Below are 17,671 nucleotides of genomic sequence, written 5' to 3'. Positions count from 1 at the left end.
CGTTTACCTCCCGATTAATAAAGCAAAAGATTCATAAGGTTGTAGTTCAAGGCTTACCGCCAATTGGTCACGCGGCGCATAATTGCTTATTAAACATTCACCGTGCCAATTCTGCATGGTTTGCGGTATTTCAAGCGTGAGATATTCGGCGGTGAAATTGTTCACCACTAACAGCCGCTCCTCATCGAACGTTCTCAGCCAGGCAAACACCTGTGGATGTTCAGACAGCACCGGCTGGAAATCGCCGTAAACCAACACCGGATAATGCTTACGCAGCGCTATCAGTTTTTGGTAATGCCATAAAATTGAATCCGGTTGTTCAAGCGCTGCGGCCACATTGATTTCACGGTAGTTTGGGTTAACCGCAATCCATGGTGTTCCCGACGTGAAGCCGGCATTTTGGCTACCGTTCCACTGCATCGGTGCGCGCGCGTTATCTCGCCCATTAGCATGAATGCCAAGCAGCATTTCTTCATGGCTGACACCTTGCGCCACCCGCTCTTTATAAAGATTCAGGCTTTCGATATCACGATATTGGGCAATGTCGTCGAAGCGTACGTTGGTCATGCCGATTTCTTCACCCTGATAAATATACGGCGTGCCTTTCAGGCAGTGCAGCGCAGTGGCGAGCATCTTTGCAGAAAGTTCGCGAAACTCACCTTCATCACCAAATTTCGACACTGCCCGTGGTAAATCATGGTTACTCCAGAACAACGAATTCCAACCCTGATTCGCCAGTGCTAACTGCCATTTTTCGATAACCGCTTTAAAGCTCATCAGTTCAAACGGTTTGCTGCGCCATTTCCCTGCAAGTTCATCCCAAAACTGTTTGATATGGTCAAACTGGAAAACCATCGATAATTCTTCGCGTTCTTCTGCGCTATACAGCAGTGCGTCTTCAGGCGTGGCACTCCAGGTCTCCCCAACGGTGACGTAATCCCCTCTACCAAATGTGGCGTGGTTCATCTGACGAATCAGCAAGTGCAGATTTTTGCCGTTCGCCATGATCTGTTTATCCACTTCTTTGCCGATAAGGTCGATAACGTCCATGCGAAAACCACCGATACCTTTAGCCAACCAGCGATTCATCATGGCGTGAACCTCGTCGTGGACACGAGGGTTTTCCCAGTTGAGATCTGGCTGGCGTACTGAAAACTGGTGCAGATAATATTCGCCGGAGGCTTCGTCTAATGCCCAGCCGCTGCCGCCAAAGTAGGAACGAAAATCGTTCGGTGGGCCACCGTCTGCCGCAGGTTTTCGCCAAATGTAGAAATCGCGATAAGGGTTGTTTTTAGATTTAAGTGCTTCGATAAACCAGGCGTGTTCATCGGATGTGTGGTTGACGACTAAATCCATCAGGATGTGAATATTGTGCTGTTTTGCCTGCTGGATAAGGGTTTCCATCTCCGCCATGGTGCCAAATTCGGTGGCAATGTCTTCATAGTCAGAGATGTCGTAACCGTTGTCGTCCATCGGTGATCGGTAAACCGGTGAGAGCCAAATCAGGTTGATACCAAGCTGTTGCAGATACTCGAGTTTGCTGATGATACCGTTGATATCACCGATACCATCCCCATTGCTGTCCATAAAACTGCGCGGATAGATTTGGTACACCACCGCATTGTGCCACCATTTTTGTTCCACCACTTTCTCCTTTTTACCGAATGTCTACGGCTTCAAAAACCGTTCAAAAGCATTCCCCTGCGCATCAAACAAATAACAACTTTCCGGCGGTAAACGCAGGCCGATACGTTGGTCAGGTCTGATTTCAAGTCTTTCAGTCTGGCGTATCACCAGCGGTTCGCTACCGTAACCACTGTTAACGTACAGCAACGTCTCATTGCCCATATGCTCAACAAACAGTACTTCTCCTTCGATATCCGCATGCACAATTTCGGTTAACTGAACATGCTCCGGGCGAATCCCCAGCCGCACTGCCTGGCCATCACCGCGCCCCGCTATTGGCAGCGTAATTTGCTGGCGATTTTCCAATAGTACTTCGCAGCGGTGCTCACTTGTGTGAGTCAATAAGCCAGGAATTAGATTCATTTTTGGCGAGCCAATAAACTGGGCGACAAACACGTTGGCCGGGCTGTCGTAAAGTTCAAGCGGTGTTCCTACCTGTTCTATTTGCCCCTGGTTTAGCACCACGATCCTGTCGGCAAGTGTCATCGCTTCCACTTGATCATGGGTGACGTACAAGATCGTGGCGTTGATACGTTTGTGCAGCGCGGCGATTTCCATACGCATCTGCACACGCAGCGACGCGTCGAGGTTTGACAGCGGTTCATCAAACAGAAACAGGCTCGGTTCGCGCACAATCGCCCGCCCGATAGCCACGCGCTGGCGTTGGCCGCCAGAGAGATCTTTAGGCCGCCGGTCGAGTAAATGCTCCAGTTGCAAAATCCGTGCGCTTTCTCGTACTTTTTCGTCGATTTCTTTTACGGGTAATTTCGCCATTTCAAGCGCAAACGCCATGTTCTGGTACACCGTCATATGTGGATAGAGTGCGTATGACTGGAACACCATGCCGATGCCGCGCTCTGATGGGGAATCGTCGTTCACGCAAATACCGTCAATGCGCATTTCGCCGCCGCTGATTTCCTCAAGGCCCGCAACCATACGCAGCAACGTGGATTTTCCGCAGCCGGACGGCCCAACCACCACCACAAACTCCCCACTGTTCACTTCCAGATCGAGAGGTTTAATCACCTCAGATGACGAGCCGTAGCGTTTTTGAATTTTATCGAGTACGAGTTGCGCCATGGTTATCCTTTAATCGCTCCGCTGGTAAGCCCGCTGACAATACGTTTCTGGAAGATAAGCACCAACACGATAATCGGCAGTGTCACCATCACCGACGCCGCCATAATGCTGCCCCACGGCAGTTCAAAGGTAGACGCACCGCTGAACATGCTGATGGCCACTGGCACCGTACGTTTGCCGCTGGAAATAATAAACGTCAACGCGAACATGAATTCATTCCAGGCGCCGATAAACGCCAGTAACCCAGTTGTGACCAGCGCGGGAGCCAGAATCGGCGCAAATACGCGGCGGATAATGGTCCAGGTTTTCGCACCGTCAACGATCGCTGCTTCCTCCAGCTCAACCGGTATCGACTTCATAAAAGTGGTTAACACCCAAACGGTGAACGGCAGCGAAAACGTGGTGTACGAAAGCACTAACGCGCCGAGCGAGTCATACAATCCCAGAAAACGCACCAGCTCAAACATGCCCGTCAGCACCGCGACCTGCGGGAACATTGAAACGCACAGAATGGTGAACAACAGAAATTTGCGCCCACGAAACGGCACTCGCGCCAGCGCGAAAGAGGCGGTAATGGAAACCAGCAGGCAGATACCGACGGTTATCGTCGCCACCAGCACAGAGTTGAGCAAACTGCGGGCGATGCCGTTAGCCACCAGTGCCGTCACGTAGTTTTGCCAGTGCCAGCCACTCGGCAGATAAGCTGGTAAGAACAGCTCCTGGCCAGTGCGCAGCGACGTAATAATGGCGTAATAAAATGGGAAAACGCAGAACAGCACGGCTAACGTCGCGCCAAAATAAATCACCAGCTTATGAGCAACTTTGCGTTGCCGACGGGTGGTTTTCATCACCGCTTCTCCTTCTCATTTAAGCGTGAGACGCGGATAAAGCAGGCGGCAATGCCCGCCACCATCATAAAGACCAGTACCGACGCTGCCGAGCCCATCCCCATATCCTGATAAGAGATGATTTGCTCACGGGCGTATCCGGAAACGGACATGGTTGCCTCACTGTTAGAGGTCAACACGAAAATCAGATCGAAGATGCGCATCGCGTCCATCACGCGGAAAATCAACGCCACGATCATCGCAGGCATAATCAGCGGTAATGTTATACGTTTAAAACGCTGCCAGGCACTTGCGCCATCGACACGTGCCGCTTCATACAAATCATTGGGTATCAGTTGCAACGCCGCCAGCAACATCAATGCCATAAACGGAGTCGTTTTCCAGACATCGGCAATCACCACTGCCCACATCGATAACGACGGTTCGGCTATCCACGCCAGATGCGCCTGATAACCAAAAATTCTGTCTAGTAAGTCGTTAATCACGCCATATTGGTCGTGGAACATCCAGCCCCACATTTTGGCACTGACAATTGTCGGGATCGCCCAGGGCACCAGAATGGCGGTGCGCACCAACCCCTGACCATGAAATTTCTGATTCATCAGCAGCGCCAGCAACATGCCAAAAACCAGCTCAAAACCCACAGACACTACGGTAAACCAAAGCGTGTTTCCGACAGCCTGCCACCAAAGCGGATCGACTAACACGCCAGAGCTTTCACCGTCGTGCGTCGCATAATAGTTTGCCAACCCCACCATTTGGTATTCAGAAGGGTTGTCGAGCATCGCGTTGGTGAAACTGAAAAAGAAGGTGCGCACCAGCGGCCAGCCCGCCGCCAGTGCAAGAAGTAACAGTGTGGGCGCCACCAGTATCCATGCGATACGGCGGCGCCGCTGTTGGTAGCCTAAATGCGCCAATTAATGCCAGTCCTTGCCTTTGACGCGTTCCAGACGTTTTTGCAGATCCGCCACAGCCGTTTTGCCATCGCTGCTGCCGTTAAGCACTTTAAAGGTCACGTTAAAGATGGCATTCGATACGCGTGGATATTGGCTTTTAGTTGCCGTTGCTGGACGCGGGACTGCGTTGGCGAAGATCTCTTTAAACATTGTCAGATGCGGCGCGGTTTCCAGCACAGCTTTGTCTTCATACAATGCCGAACGCGTTGGTGCAAAGCCAAGATACTTCAGCTGCATTTTTTGCGAATCAGCATCGGTGAGGATTTTCAGCAACGCAATCGCTGCATCTTTGTTTTTGGTATTGGCGTTAACCGACCATTGCCAGCCACCCAACGCATTAGCCGATTTACCATCTGGCCCCGCCGGAAGCGGTGCAACGCCCACTTTGCCTTTCAGCGGGCTATCGGCCCCTTGCGATAGCAGATACGCATAAGGCCAGTTGCGCATAAACAGCGCGTCACCGTTCTGGAATACGGCTCTCGATTCTTCTTCTTTGTAGCCTAACGCCCCTTTTGGCGTGATTTTACCCATCCAGCCCGCGACCATATCTAATGCTGCCGCCGCTTTCGGATTGTTAATGGTCACGTTCCCTTTTTCATCGATGAACGTGCCACCGCCGTAGGAATCAATCCACTCCAGCGCGTTACAGGTTAACCCTTCATAGGATTTGCCCTGGAAGATCATCCCCCAGAAGTTTTTGTGTCCTGCCTTGCGTTCTTCTTCCTGGATTTTGGTGGCGATACGCGTCAGGTCTTCCCAGGTTTTTGGCGGCTGCTCTTTGTATTTCTCCAGCAGGTCTTTGCGGTAATAGAGCACACCGGTATCGAGATAAGCCGGAATCGCTTTAACTTTGCCGTTCACCGTGTCGTTCGCCCAAGAGCCTGGGAAGAAATCCCCTTTCATATCCCCAACAGCATCGGTTAAATCGAGCGTTTGCTTATCGAGCAGCCCCACCCAGATGGTATCGGACTGGAACAAATCCACCGCTTTTTCATCTTTGGCGGCAAACAGCTGCTGAAGCAATGCCAGCTTTTCATCAGATGCCGCCGGGAATTCAATGAACTCCAGCTTGTTGCTGGTTTGTTTTTCAAAACGGTCTTTGACGTAGTTGCAGTATTCCTTACCGCCAGGGGAGATCGGGCATTCCATACGCAGGGTATCGGCAAGCGCGGCGTTTGAAACACCCGCGAGCGCTAAGGTAATAAGACTTAACGTCAGCTTTTTCATTATTTCCTCTTTTGTTCAAACCAAAACGGAGGGGACAAATAAAAAAGCTAGTTAATAACTCACCACAGCAGCAACTTAGCGCCCTAACCTTTATGCGAATTCTCGACCTGGTGCACGTATCGTTATTATTTATTTCACTTTCGGGCAAGACACGCTACGTGGTGCTGATCACCACGCTAGCCACTCGCCGCCCCGCAGGCTGCTTTCACGTATTGTCTCAATAAATTTCATGCCTGCGATACCTTGTTCAATACCCGGCAACCATGGTGCTTCACCACCGCGAATTTTAATGGCGGCTTCGCGGTAGATTTGCGCGAATCCTTCCAGATATCCCTCGGGATGCCCGGCTGGGATTCGGCACTGGTGGCGCACAGAATCGTGGTTATTGACGCCATTTCGCGTGACGGTGTAACTATTTCCGTGATGTGGATGAATTTCAAGAATTTCAGGCTGTTGCTGGCGGAAGCTGATGCTCGCCCTACTGCCAACAATCCGCAGACGCAGATCGTTTTCAAAACCCGGTGCAACCTGGCTTGCCCATAAACGCCCACGTGCGCCATTGGCATAACGCATTTCGGCGTACACTTCGTCATCCAGCACGCGCCCTGGAATACGCGTCAGGAGCTCACCACGCACCCGTTCAGGGTCCATGCCGCTGACAAACGCCGCCAGTTGCCAGGCATGAGTGCCAATATCGCCAATCGCACCTGCTCCAGCCAACGCCGGATTGCCACGCCAGCTCGCCTGTTTGTTATCGGTCAGTTCCAGGCGGTCATTCAACCAGCCCTGCAAATACTCCACTTCTATGGCACGAATATCGCCAATTTCGCTATTGGCGATGCGGGCACGGGCTTCGCGTACCATCGGCAATGCACTGTAGTTGTGGGTGAGAATAAAATGGCGGCCCGTGGTGTCGATAACCGTCGCCAGCTCCTGCGCTTGAGCAAGTGTGACGCCCAGTGGTTTATCGCAAATGACGTGAATACCGTGTTCCAGAAAAACTTTAGCGACGGGAACGTGTAGATGATTAGGCGTGACAATCGCCACCACTTCTATGCCGTCCGTGAGTACAGCCTCGCGTTCTGCCATTTCCTGCCAGCTGGCGTAGCTTCGCTCATCATCGATAAACAGCGCATTACCTGAACGTTTGGCAACGTCAGGCGATGATGAAAACGCCCCGGCGACCAGTTCAAACTGGTCATCAAGCCGTGCCGCAATACGATGCACACCACCAATAAATGAGCCTTCACCGCCGCCGACCATACCTAAACGAAGTCGTTTCATGATTATTCCTCCAGCCCGAGCATGCGACGCACAGCAGACGCTTCGCTTTCGTGCAGCGCAAAGTCGTCAAAGGCATAATCGGCAACCGGAATAATATGGTCAGCGATAAATCTGGCTCCTTCGCGCGCGCCTGCTTCACCTGATTTCAGGCAACACTCCCATTCAAGCGTAGCCCATCCACCATAGTCATATTGCGCAAGTTTGCTGAAGATAGCGTTGAAATTAACCTGCCCGTCGCCTAACGAGCGAAAACGACCAGGGCGGTCTATCCACGGTTGGAAACCTGCGTACACACCACTTTTTGACGAAGGTAAATATTCGGCGTCTTTAACATGGAAGGCTTTAATGCGCTGATGGTAGTGGTCGATGAATCCGAGGTAATCCATGTGTTGCAGCAGCATATGGCTTGGATCGAAGAGAATATTGCAGCGCGGATGGTTATCGACCAGTGCCAAAAAACGCTCGAATGTGACGCCATCATGCAAATCTTCACCCGGATGTAGTTCAAAACAGACGTCCACACCCGCCTCATCAAAGCAGTCGAGGATTGGTTTCCAGCGTGTGGCGAGCTCACGAAATGCTTCATCAATCAATTGCTCATTACGCGGTGGCCACGGGTAAAAATACGGCCAGGCCAGCGCACCTGAAAACGTCGCGTGAGCGGTAAGCCCCAAATTTTGCGAAGCGCGAGCGGCTTGTTTGAGGCTATTGACCGCCCACTGTTGGCGAGCAGCAGCGTCGTGCAGCAATTCTGGCGGTGCAAATCCGGCAAATGCCACATCGTAAGCGGGATGCACGGCGACCAGTTGCCCTTGCAGGTGGGTTGAAAGTTCGCTGATTTCCAGCCCGACATTCGCCAGAATGCTACGAATGTCCGCGCAATATTCCAGGCTTTGTACCGCTTTTTCCAGGTCAAAAATATGTGGCAGATGCGTAGGAATTTGCACTGCTTTAAAACCCAGCCCCGCAGCCCAGGCGGCCAGCGTATCGAGCGAATTAAACGGCGGAATATCCGAAATAAATTGTGAGAGAAAAATGGATGGCCCCTTCAGGGTTTTCATTACAACATCTCCTTAATCAAAACCATGCGCTGTTCACGTACAGCAAGGTCTGCTGCCAGCACAACCGCAAGGCTATCGATAGCCTGCTGTTGGTGCAGTGTAAGATCGCTATCTTCCAGAATTGCGTTGGCGAAAAACTGCTGCTCTAACTGGCACAGAGCAAAATGATCCGGCTCACCCTGAGCCGTAATCCATTCATCCTGATAAACAAACTCACCTTGCGCGTTTAATTGCGAATGGTGAACGCGCAGAAATTCAGTGCGAGTGTGTGCTTCAACATTGGCAGATTGCCCTTCGCCACCCGCTTCACGAGCCACAATAGACACCGAACCTTGCGGGCCAATCACATCCTTAATAAAGAATGCGGTCTGGCTCATCATCGGCCCCCAGCCAGCTTCGTACCAACCCACAGAGCCATCGTCAAAACGCACCTGCAACTGACCATAGTTGAACTGGTCAGCGGCAATTTCTTCGCTCAAACGCACACCAATTGCACTGACTGAGCGCGGGCTGGATTGAGTCATCTGGCACATCACATCGAGATAATGCACGCCGCAATCCACTATCGGCGAAAGCGACTGCATCAGCATTTTGTGGGTATGCCAGGCACGTCCACTACTTTGCTGGTTGAGGTTCATGCGCATCACCAGAGGCTTACCAAGCTCTTGTGCAAACTGGATAAACTGCTGCCAGGCCGGGTGATGGCGCAAAATGTACCCCACCACCAATTTCTTACCCGCCAAATTAGCGGTTGCGACTACTCGCTTTGCCCCGCTCACCGTGGTGGCGAGCGGTTTTTCGAGAAAAACATGGCAGCCCGCAGCCAGTGCAATTAACGCCAGTTCTTCGTGGCTGTCCGGCCAGGTTGCAATACAAACGGCATCGGCCCGGGTCTGTTTAATGGCCTTGTGCAGGTCATCGAACAGGGGAATGTCGGCCGACAATTGTGCTTTCAGGTGCGTTTTAGACTCTCCACGGGCCACCAACCCACAGAGAGTAAAGTCGTCTAAATGCTGATACGCGAGGCTGTGGGCGGCCCCCATATTTCCGCAACCCACAACCAGCACGCGCAGCGGCTTATTTGCCATGCTGCTCACCCTCTTTGTAATTGAAGGTGAAGAAGAAGATGGCGGCAATCACGACAGCCGCAATGGCTGGCATCCACCAGAACTGTTGCCATTGCAGCAGGCCTTCTGGCCCCTGGGCTGTGACTGAGCGATTAAAGACCGCGCCGCTGATTTGCGAACCGATCAGCATTCCTAAGCCATAGGTAAACAGCACCAACAGACTTTGCGCTTGCCCCTTCACTTTGTTTCCCGCCACTTTATCGGTGTAGATAAAACCGATAACAAAGAAGAAGTCGTAACAAACTCCATGCAGAATGATCCCGATGTAGATCATCCAACGCGTTTCTTCAGTAATACCCAGCGCGAACATCGCATAGCGCAAGAACCACGCCAACATGCCAATCAGCAGCATCACTTTGATGCCCAGGCGGCGGAAGAAAAACGGGATAAGCAACATAAACAGCAGCTCAGACATCTGCCCGAACGCCATCACGCCACTGACATTTTCAAACCCTACCGCTGAAATAAACGGTGCGGCGTAAGCGTAATAAGCCGCCAGAGGAATAGAAATTAACGTGGCGCAAATGATGAACACCATAAAGTGGCGCTGTTTAAGCAAGGCGAACGCATCGGCACAAACCAAGTCACGCATTGATAGTGGCTTACCACGATCCGGCGCGGGTGTATTCGGCAGCGTAAAGCTGTAAATCCCCAACACCACAGAGGCGATGGCCGCCAGCGTGAAGATACTGGTGCTATCTGAAAGGCCGCTTGTACCGACAATCAGCCCCGCCACAATCCAGCCGATGGTGCCGAAGGCGCGCACAATCGGAAATCCTTTTTCGCTGTTTGCCAGGCTATGGAAGGCGACGTTATTACTTAATGCGATGGTTGGCATGTAGCACAACATGTAGCCGAAAATTATCCACAGTAAGCCGCTCTGCCCGCTCTCAAACATGCCAGGTAACCACCAAAGCAACGCCGCACCCACCAGATGCAACACGCCGAGTACCTTTTGAGAGGCAAAGAAACGGTCAACCAACATACCGAGCACGAACGGCGATAAAATTGAGGCAATCGGCCCGGTAGAATACGCATCACCAATTAACGCGCTTAGGCCGTATTTACCCATGACCACGCCCAGCGTGACATACCAGGCTCCCCAGACGAAAAACTCGAGAAACATCATTAAGGAAAGGCGTGGAATAACCCATTTATGGGTCACCACTTGTGTACCAACTGCCGACTGAGAAGACATAAATCCTCCACAACACAGGGTATTGATTAAGGGTAAAAGGTTATTTTTGTAATCGATTACATTAACAGATCATTAAAAATGTAATCGATTTCAGCGGGGTTTCCATCATGCTGATGAATTATTTGGTACTATCAATTCAAATCTGGAATGTGGTTCACAATTCAACCGATCGTTCAAAGGATCAACATGTCGATAGATAAAGTGGCGCGCATTGCCGGAGTTTCTACCGCGACCGTTTCCAGAGTTTTGAACGGTAACCCTGCCGTAAAACCGGATACGCGTGACAAAGTGCTGGCGGCGATTGAGGCTTGTGAATACCAACCTAACTTGCTGGCGCGCCAGTTGCGTACTTCGCGCAGCCGTATGTTGCTGGTGCTGGTATCAAATATCACCAACCCTTTCTGTGCCCGCGTGGTACGCGGCATTGAAGAGGAAGCGGAGAAAAACGGTTACCATATTTTGCTGTGTAATTCCGAATCACGTCTGACGCGGGAATCGGCCTATTTGCAGTTGTTGAGTGGCAAAGTGGTCGACGGTGTCATCACCATGGATGCGATTAGTTGTTTACCAGGACTGACCACGTTAATTGGAAATTCACCGTGGGTACAATGCGGTGAAGGCGACCCTGGGTATCGGGCTTCGTCGGTCACAATTGATAATTTTAAAGCGGCGTCCGCGGCGGTCTTTCATTTAACAACAGCAGGCTATAAACGCATCGCTCTTATCAACGGCGATTTGCGTTACCTCTATTCGCAACAACGGGAAGCCGGTTATCGCGCAGCTTGCGACAAAAATTGGCAAGCAGTGGTGTATGCAGACAGCCTGGAATACCAGGCCGGTGTGCAGGCTATGGCGGAGCTGTTTACTCTCCCCGAGCCACCCGATGCAGTATTTGCTATTTCCGATGCACTGGCCGGTGGTGCGCTGCATTACGCCCATGAGCAGGGTTTAAGAGTGCCAGAAGATGTGGCAATTATGGGTTTCGATGGCGTCCCGTTTGGCGCAGTGACCCACCCACCGCTGACCACTATCGAACAGCCCATGCACCAACTCGGCGTGCGCAGTGTGCAGTTGCTGCTCGAACGCATAGATAACCCCGAAGGCGAAACCGTGAATGAGATTCTGGATTGGAAGTTAGTGGTACGGGGGTCGGTGTAGCTATAGCAAGCAGCGGGTACGCTATAGCTACCCGCCCTGTGAACGAGAGCCTTACTTCAACGCTTCCGGCAACTTAATAACCCAAAGCTCGTTTTGTGATTCTGGTTTTTCCAGCGGTTTTAAGGCGATTTTAGTCGCGACTTCTTTGCCATCACGCAGCAAATGTCCTTTGCCATCCACTTCATAATCGTCCGCTTTTTTGGCGTCGGCGTCTGGGTTTTCCAGCACCGGTTGCAGGCCAAAATCGTTATCGTTGATGACCGCAATGGTTTGATTATCAATCAGTGTCATACCTTCAGCTTTCTCTTGCTGCCAGCCCAGTTTACGCAGATCAACCACTTCTTTTTTCTCAGCCAGTTTAATACCGCGCGCTTTCAGTTGTGCGGCGTCATCAAATTCTGGTGCTTTTTCTTTGTCGAATGCACTCAAATCACTGGCCTGGCTGAGATCAACCACATACACCAGGTTGCGCATCACTTTGTTTTTATCGCCGCCCTGTTCAATTAACAACAGGCGGTTGTTATCGAGTGCTACGATATCGCCAATTTTGGCGTCTTTGGCTTTCTTATAGACATCAACATCAATCGGATAACCGTACATTTCAGTTTTTCCGGTTTCCGGGTTGAAGCTTACCAGGCGAGTAAACTGCGCCGTGTTTTTACTTTTCCCGTCAATATCCAACGTGCTTTGTACCGCGGCAATAATGCGCCCATCCGGCATCCGCGTAATGCCTTCAAAACCACGGTTAGCCTGGCGCCATTTGATGATATTCGGCAAACCTCCCGCCACGCCCTGCTCGCCTTGTTCTGCCTGCGGGCCATATTTTTTGAGGATTTTACCGCCGCTGTCGATATTAATAATGAACGGGCCATATTCGTCACACAGCCAGTAGCCCCCTTTACCGTCCGGTGTTATCCCTTCGGTATCAAGGCCACGTTTATCGCTCGACAATTGCTGCAACGTATCGCTTAAAGCGATTTCATTGGTCGCGCCAATTAAACCGTCCGGCAGCGGTAAGCCGCTAATTGGGCCGTTCTCGTCATGCAGTGCGTGCGCTTCAGTGGCTTCGGCTTTGCCACCAGCAACGCGGATAGTCATCAACAACGGCGTGAATTTCGGGTTAGCAAAAATCTTCGAATCTTTTTTCCCTGCTTTTGGCGAGTCAGCATTAGGGCCGCGATCCGTCACTGTAGCGAACACCAGAGCGTCGCCTTCTTTGCCAACAAATTGCAGACCAGAGCCTACACCAACCGGTAATCCGTCTGGGAAGTTGCTGGCAAATGCCCCTTTATATTCGACATGATCGCCTTGTGGGAATGTGACAACGTAACGGTCTACTTGCGGTTGTGCCGCAAGGCTTGCCAGAGGAAATAAAGAGGCCAGTAACAGCGCAAAAGGTTTTAATTTCATGGTGTTTCGTGTCCTTAGGTTTGGTCACTCATTTTGGTCACCAATGTATAAAGCAGCTATGTGACACAAATATGACTATCAACACGCCCTAAACATCCCGCTCCCCTTGCCGATAACTCAACCAGCACTGGCTGAAACGAGTCAGGTCATTTTCCAAATATAAGGGTATTGCATGTCAGTCAGGCGTTTTTCGATTTTAGTTTTCAGTACGTTACTGCTTATTTTTTTAGCCAGTACCACCTCCAACATCTGGTCCTTAACCCGCAGTAACCAATCTCTGGATAACGTAAACCGAGAAATTCGTGTGGTGTTATCGGTTATCGATCCGATTAACCACAGCCGAACCATGCGTGTTCGCGCCATGGAAGCCTTAGAAGAACATGAGCAAGGTTCAGCCGAGCAAGGGCAAATGGCACTAAACAGTGCGCAGTCGGTGCTGGATAAAGCGAATGCCGCATTTCGTACCTATCTTGAAGCGCCAAAACAACCCGGTGAACAAGTGTTAACAGATGCTTATCAGAGCGCTTTTGTGAATTATCGCGAGCAAGGTTTGCAACCGCTACTGGATGCCGTCAAAGCCAATGATATTGCGCGTGCACGCGCTTTGGTAACGACCACCCTACCGCAGTTGGATAAGCAGTTTGAAGTGGCACTGGATAAGCTGCTGGCATTTCGTCAGCAGTACGCGCAGCAGCTCAATAAAGATGCGCAATCCGGTTTCAACCAAAGCCTGCTGAGCATCGCTATTTTTGCCCTGATCTTTGCCGTGATTCTGGGTACCGTATTTTGGCTACTGAAAAAACGTGTATTAACGGAGCTGGATAAAGCCAAAGAGCATTGCACTGAAATCGCCAATGGCATGCTGCATAGGCCGATTGTCGCCAAAGCTAATGATGAAATTGGAGCAATGATGCGCGAGCTGGAGCAAATGCGCGTGTCACTGGCAAACATTATTGGCCAGGTACGCGAATCGAGCCAGACTGTGGCTTATGCCTCTGAAGAAATCGCCGCAGGGAATACGGATTTGTCTGCGCGAACAGAAGAGCAAGCGTCATCGTTGGGTGAAACTGCTGCGAGCATGGAACAGCTTACCGTCACGGTGAAGCTAACGTCTGACAATTCCCATCAAGCAAATAAACTGGCCAGTGGAATGCTGGTTGCGGCAAACGACGGCAATGAGATTGTCAGTGAAGTGATTGATTCAATGCGCAATATTGAATCAAGCTCGAGCAAAATAGATAACATTATTAGCATCATCGAAGATATCGCTTTCCAGACCAATATTCTGGCGCTGAACGCCGCCGTAGAAGCCGCTCGCGCAGGCGAACAAGGCCGTGGATTTGCAGTTGTTGCCAGTGAGGTGCGCAACCTGGCACAGCGTTCATCGGTGGCCGCCAAGGAAATCAAAGAGTTGATTGAGCTTTCTGGTGAGCAGGTAAACATTGGCAGTAATCTGGTGAACCGTGCGGGTGAAAGTATGCAGCGTATTTCTAACGCCATTAAGCAGGTAACCGAGCTGATGGAAGAAATTGCGGTTTCAACCGGTGAGCAGAGCCGTGGTATCGAGCAGATTAACCAGGCCGTGGTGCAAATGGATGTGGTAACACAGCAGAATGCCGCGTTGGTTGAACAAGCTTCCGCCGCAGCGATGTCGTTGCAAGAGCAGTCGCAAGCACTCAATGAAACTGTTGCGGTGTTTAAGCTCGCTTAAATCTGGTGGATGTCGCTGGCGCTAATCCACCCTACGATTTTGTAGGTCGGGTTAGCGTAGCGACACCCGACAATAAAGGGTTACCAAACCATTTCGGCAAGTTTCGTCACCAGGCGGACTTTATCCCACTGTTGTTCCGGCGTCAGGCTGTTTCCCTCTTCAGTTGAGGCAAAACCGCACTGCGGGCTCAGGCAAATTTGGTTGATATCAACGTATTTCGCCGCTTCGTTGATTCGTTCCTGAATCAATTGCGGATTTTCCAGCTCACCATTTTTAGTGGTTATCAGGCCTAAAACCACCTGCTGATGCCCTGGACGCACAAAGCGCAGCGGTGCAAAATCACCGGAACGGTCGTTGTCGTACTCAAGGAAGAACACATCCACGTTCACTGAACCAAACAACACCTCTGCGACCGGCTCGTAACCACCTTCTGAAATCCACGTTGAGCGGAAATTACCGCGACAAACATGCAGGCCGATTATCAAATCATCTGGCTTCCCTTCCAGTGCTTTATTTAGCACCTGCGCATAAATTTGTGCCAGTTGGTCTGGATCATCGCCGCGTTCGCGGATCTCTTTGCGCTGAGCATCGGAACATAAATAAGCCCATACGGTGTCATCTAATTGCAGATAACGGCAGCCTGCTGCGTAAAACGCCTGAATCGCATCGCGCCAGGTGGTGGCGAGATCGTCAAAATACTCTTTCAAATCAGGATAAACTGCGCTGTCGATGGCATTTCGGCCACCACGGAAGTGCAACACACTCGGGCTTGGAATGGTCATTTTAGGAACCGCGTCACCGCTAACGCTTTTCAGATAGCGGAAATCTTCCAGCATCGGGTGCGTACCGAAACCAAGTTTGCCTACCACGCGCACACTGTGTGCTTTGGTTTGCACGCCGTTAAATTGTATTCCCTGCTCTGACTCGTAGCGCTCCACGCCTTGCAGACCGTCAAAAAAGTCAAAATGCCACCATGCGCGACGAAACTCCCCGTCAGTCACCACATGCAGGCCACAAGCACATTGTTGCTCAACCGAGGCACGAATGGCGTCATCTTCAACCTGGCGCAACTGGCTGGCGTCGATTTCACCCACGGCAAAGGCCAGACGCGCATTTTTGATGGTGACCGGGCGTAAGAAGCTACCGACGATGTCGGCACGGAAAGGAGCGCGATGAGGCAGTGACTGTGACATGTGATTTCTCCGCTGACCTAACTAATTTAGCAAGGTGATAATTCATTATTTGAATATTTAGCCATCTGGATGGCTATCGTGTCATGGAGAATGGCAGATGCCGAATGTGACGACAAACGAAGATCTTTCATGGCTATTGAAAATTATTCATGTTGTTAATGTCATGTGAAAACAAAGTTGATCTACATCACACTTTGCCGTTAAATATGACGTCCTGTTTTTGAGCCTCACAATTATGATTGTTCGCCCGCATCAACACTGGTTTACCCGCCTCTTTGTCTGGCACGGTTCGGTACTGCAAAAAATCTATTCTCGCCTGCTGCTGAACGTGGCGCTGTCCATCAGCGTTATTTTCTTTTTACCGTGGTATGAAACGCTCGGACTGAAACTGACTATTGCGCCATTCAGTATTCTTGGCGTGGCGATTGCAATCTTTTTGGGATTCAGAAACAGCGCCTGTTACGCCCGCTTTAACGAGGCTCGCACGTTGTGGGGGCACCTGGCGATTACCCAGCGTTCGTTTCTGCGCGAAGTAAAAAGTCTGCTCGGCGAACATGAAAGCCAGATTAAAACTTTCGCGAATTTGCAGATTGCCTTTTGCCACGCACTTAGGCTGAAATTGCGCAAACGTGCCGTAGAAGAGACATTAAAGAAATACCTGAGCGCTGAAGATTTGCAGTGGGTAATGAAAAGCCATGCGCCCTGTAATCGCATATTGCTGCTGATGGGCGATTGGTTGGCCGATAAGCGCAAACAAGGGCTGATTTCTGATGTGGTATGGAGCAGCCTGAATCATCATCTTAACGATCTTTCGACAGTTGCCGGGAGTTGTGAACGCATTGCGGGTACGCCGGTGCCGTTCGCCTACACCTTGATCTTGCATCGTACCGTCTATCTGTTTTGCATCATGTTGCCGTTTGCACTGGTGACCGACCTTCATTACATGACGCCATTCCTGTCGGTGTTTGTTTCGTATACCTTTATTTCGCTCGATACCCTGGCAGAAGAGCTGGAAGAACCTTTTGGCACCGAAGATAACGATCTGCCACTGGACGCTATCTGCAACACTATAGAGCGGGATTTACAGGATATGAATGAAGGTGAGCAATTGCCTGAGAAGCTGCGCCCGAACCGCCATTATCGACTGAGTTAACGGGCGCAATCAGTATTAGAAAATCGGGCCGACGAAGTCGCGCTTACCTAACGGCACACCCGCCTGACGCAAGATGTCGTAGGCGGTGGTGAAGTGGAAGTAAAAGTTCGGCGTAGCAAATTTGTACACGTAGCTACGAGCGGTGAAACGCAGTTCGTGATCACGAGCCATCACTACGATTGGGCGTTCGTCATCGCCATCCAGTTGCTCATCGGTAATCCCTTTCATGAACTCTACGGTGGCTTTGATACGTGCCTGAAGTTGTTCGATGGTGGTTTCGTTATCTTCCATCACCGGCGCGTCTACATCCGCCAGACGTGCAACGCCGCGTTTCGCCATATCAGTCGTGATTTGCACCTGGCGCACCAGCGGATACATATCTTCAGCAAGTGCTGCCTGTAACAGACTTTCTTCAGATTTGCCGTTCTCTTTCGCCCAGACTGCCGCTTTATCAAGAATGGCAGAAAGGTTAGTTAAACCGAGGATGAACTGTGCATTAGTTTCGCTATAAATAGACATTGTTACTTCCTTTAATCGTCACAAAAGTAAATCAAGATTACACTCAGTTAGTACCTGCAG

The 17,671-nt window shown here is 50.9% G+C and carries 15 protein-coding genes; 3 read left to right on the top strand and 12 right to left on the bottom strand.

The window, feature by feature from the left end:
• Positions 1–3: 3 nt before the first annotated feature.
• The 9 genes from FH968_RS14700 to FH968_RS14660 all read right to left on the bottom strand — a co-directional run bounded on the left by FH968_RS14700 (position 4) and on the right by FH968_RS14660 (position 10,467).
• Positions 4–1,644: an alpha-glucosidase gene (locus tag FH968_RS14700; RefSeq protein WP_139880692.1), complete on the bottom strand. Its 1,641-nt coding sequence runs from the start codon at positions 1,642–1,644 to the stop codon at positions 4–6.
• Positions 1,645–1,668: 24 nt separating this feature from the next.
• Positions 1,669–2,766, bottom strand: a complete 1,098-nt coding sequence (locus FH968_RS14695; RefSeq protein ID WP_139880690.1) for an ABC transporter ATP-binding protein — start codon at positions 2,764–2,766, stop codon at positions 1,669–1,671.
• A 2-nt stretch (positions 2,767–2,768) separates the two neighbouring features.
• A complete protein-coding gene (locus FH968_RS14690; RefSeq protein WP_139880688.1) occupies positions 2,769–3,614 on the bottom strand; it encodes a carbohydrate ABC transporter permease in 846 nt (281 codons plus the stop codon).
• Positions 3,614–4,531, bottom strand: a complete 918-nt coding sequence (locus FH968_RS14685) for a carbohydrate ABC transporter permease (protein ID WP_223271326.1) — start codon at positions 4,529–4,531, stop codon at positions 3,614–3,616. Before FH968_RS14685 ends, FH968_RS14690 begins: the two co-directional genes overlap by 1 nt.
• The gene (locus FH968_RS14680) at positions 4,532–5,797 is read right to left on the bottom strand and encodes an ABC transporter substrate-binding protein (protein ID WP_139880686.1); all 1,266 of its coding nucleotides are present in this window, start codon (positions 5,795–5,797) and stop codon (positions 4,532–4,534) included.
• Between the two features lie 168 nt (positions 5,798–5,965).
• Positions 5,966–7,081, bottom strand: coding sequence for a Gfo/Idh/MocA family protein (locus tag FH968_RS14675; protein WP_139880684.1), 1,116 nt, complete (start codon positions 7,079–7,081; stop codon positions 5,966–5,968).
• Positions 7,082–7,083: 2 nt separating this feature from the next.
• Entirely contained in the window at positions 7,084–8,142 is a 1,059-nt protein-coding gene (locus tag FH968_RS14670) for a sugar phosphate isomerase/epimerase (RefSeq protein WP_139880682.1), read from the bottom strand.
• On the bottom strand, positions 8,142–9,230 hold the full coding sequence (locus FH968_RS14665) for a Gfo/Idh/MocA family protein (RefSeq protein WP_139880680.1): 1,089 nt from the start codon (positions 9,228–9,230) through the stop codon (positions 8,142–8,144). Before FH968_RS14665 ends, FH968_RS14670 begins: the two co-directional genes overlap by 1 nt.
• A complete protein-coding gene (locus tag FH968_RS14660; RefSeq protein WP_139880678.1) occupies positions 9,220–10,467 on the bottom strand; it encodes an MFS transporter in 1,248 nt (415 codons plus the stop codon). The genes FH968_RS14665 and FH968_RS14660 overlap by 11 nt, the downstream gene beginning before the upstream one ends.
• 186 nt (positions 10,468–10,653) lie before the next feature.
• Between FH968_RS14660 and FH968_RS14655 the strand changes: the two genes are divergently transcribed.
• Positions 10,654–11,625 (top strand): LacI family DNA-binding transcriptional regulator, encoded by a 972-nt coding sequence (locus FH968_RS14655; RefSeq protein WP_139880676.1) that lies wholly within the window; start codon positions 10,654–10,656, stop codon positions 11,623–11,625.
• 51 nt (positions 11,626–11,676) lie between these two features.
• Here FH968_RS14655 and FH968_RS14650 read toward each other — a convergent pair whose 3' ends face one another.
• Entirely contained in the window at positions 11,677–13,035 is a 1,359-nt protein-coding gene (locus tag FH968_RS14650; RefSeq protein WP_139880674.1) for an esterase-like activity of phytase family protein, read from the bottom strand.
• Between the two features lie 172 nt (positions 13,036–13,207).
• Between FH968_RS14650 and FH968_RS14645 the strand changes: the two genes are divergently transcribed.
• Positions 13,208–14,746 carry a methyl-accepting chemotaxis protein gene (locus tag FH968_RS14645; protein WP_139880672.1) on the top strand — a complete coding sequence of 513 codons (1,539 nt, stop codon included), beginning with the start codon at positions 13,208–13,210 and terminating at the stop codon, positions 14,744–14,746.
• Positions 14,747–14,826: 80 nt separating this feature from the next.
• Here FH968_RS14645 and FH968_RS14640 read toward each other — a convergent pair whose 3' ends face one another.
• A complete protein-coding gene (locus tag FH968_RS14640) occupies positions 14,827–15,939 on the bottom strand; it encodes a cobalamin-independent methionine synthase II family protein (RefSeq protein ID WP_139880670.1) in 1,113 nt (370 codons plus the stop codon).
• Between the two features lie 235 nt (positions 15,940–16,174).
• Between FH968_RS14640 and FH968_RS14635 the strand changes: the two genes are divergently transcribed.
• The gene (locus FH968_RS14635; protein ID WP_139880756.1) at positions 16,175–17,092 is read left to right on the top strand and encodes a bestrophin family protein; all 918 of its coding nucleotides are present in this window, start codon (positions 16,175–16,177) and stop codon (positions 17,090–17,092) included.
• A 15-nt stretch (positions 17,093–17,107) separates the two neighbouring features.
• On the opposite strand, the gene FH968_RS14630 is transcribed toward FH968_RS14635, so the two are convergent.
• Positions 17,108–17,611: a DUF1993 family protein gene (locus FH968_RS14630; protein ID WP_139880668.1), complete on the bottom strand. Its 504-nt coding sequence runs from the start codon at positions 17,609–17,611 to the stop codon at positions 17,108–17,110.
• Positions 17,612–17,671: the final 60 nt, after the last annotated feature.

Source organism: Buttiauxella sp. B2 (assembly GCF_006376615.1).
Classification (GTDB): domain Bacteria; phylum Pseudomonadota; class Gammaproteobacteria; order Enterobacterales; family Enterobacteriaceae; genus Buttiauxella.
This window is presented reverse-complemented; position numbering and strand designations above follow the sequence as displayed.

Bases quoted from the DNA above. Each gene is read 5' to 3' on its own strand.
- FH968_RS14695 (WP_139880690.1), bottom strand. From the start codon at position 2,766: ATGGCGCAACTCGTACTCGATAAAATTCAAAAACGCTACGGCTCGTCA.
- FH968_RS14690 (WP_139880688.1), bottom strand. From the start codon at position 3,614: ATGAAAACCACCCGTCGGCAACGCAAAGTTGCTCATAAGCTGGTGATT.
- FH968_RS14680 (WP_139880686.1), bottom strand. From the start codon at position 5,797: ATGAAAAAGCTGACGTTAAGTCTTATTACCTTAGCGCTCGCGGGTGTT.
- FH968_RS14675 (WP_139880684.1), bottom strand. From the start codon at position 7,081: ATGAAACGACTTCGTTTAGGTATGGTCGGCGGCGGTGAAGGCTCATTT.
- FH968_RS14670 (WP_139880682.1), bottom strand. From the start codon at position 8,142: ATGAAAACCCTGAAGGGGCCATCCATTTTTCTCTCACAATTTATTTCG.
- FH968_RS14665 (WP_139880680.1), bottom strand. From the start codon at position 9,230: ATGGCAAATAAGCCGCTGCGCGTGCTGGTTGTGGGTTGCGGAAATATG.
- FH968_RS14660 (WP_139880678.1), bottom strand. From the start codon at position 10,467: ATGTCTTCTCAGTCGGCAGTTGGTACACAAGTGGTGACCCATAAATGG.
- FH968_RS14655 (WP_139880676.1), top strand. From the start codon at position 10,654: ATGTCGATAGATAAAGTGGCGCGCATTGCCGGAGTTTCTACCGCGACC.
- FH968_RS14650 (WP_139880674.1), bottom strand. From the start codon at position 13,035: ATGAAATTAAAACCTTTTGCGCTGTTACTGGCCTCTTTATTTCCTCTG.
- FH968_RS14645 (WP_139880672.1), top strand. From the start codon at position 13,208: ATGTCAGTCAGGCGTTTTTCGATTTTAGTTTTCAGTACGTTACTGCTT.
- FH968_RS14640 (WP_139880670.1), bottom strand. From the start codon at position 15,939: ATGTCACAGTCACTGCCTCATCGCGCTCCTTTCCGTGCCGACATCGTC.
- FH968_RS14635 (WP_139880756.1), top strand. From the start codon at position 16,175: ATGATTGTTCGCCCGCATCAACACTGGTTTACCCGCCTCTTTGTCTGG.
- FH968_RS14630 (WP_139880668.1), bottom strand. From the start codon at position 17,611: ATGTCTATTTATAGCGAAACTAATGCACAGTTCATCCTCGGTTTAACT.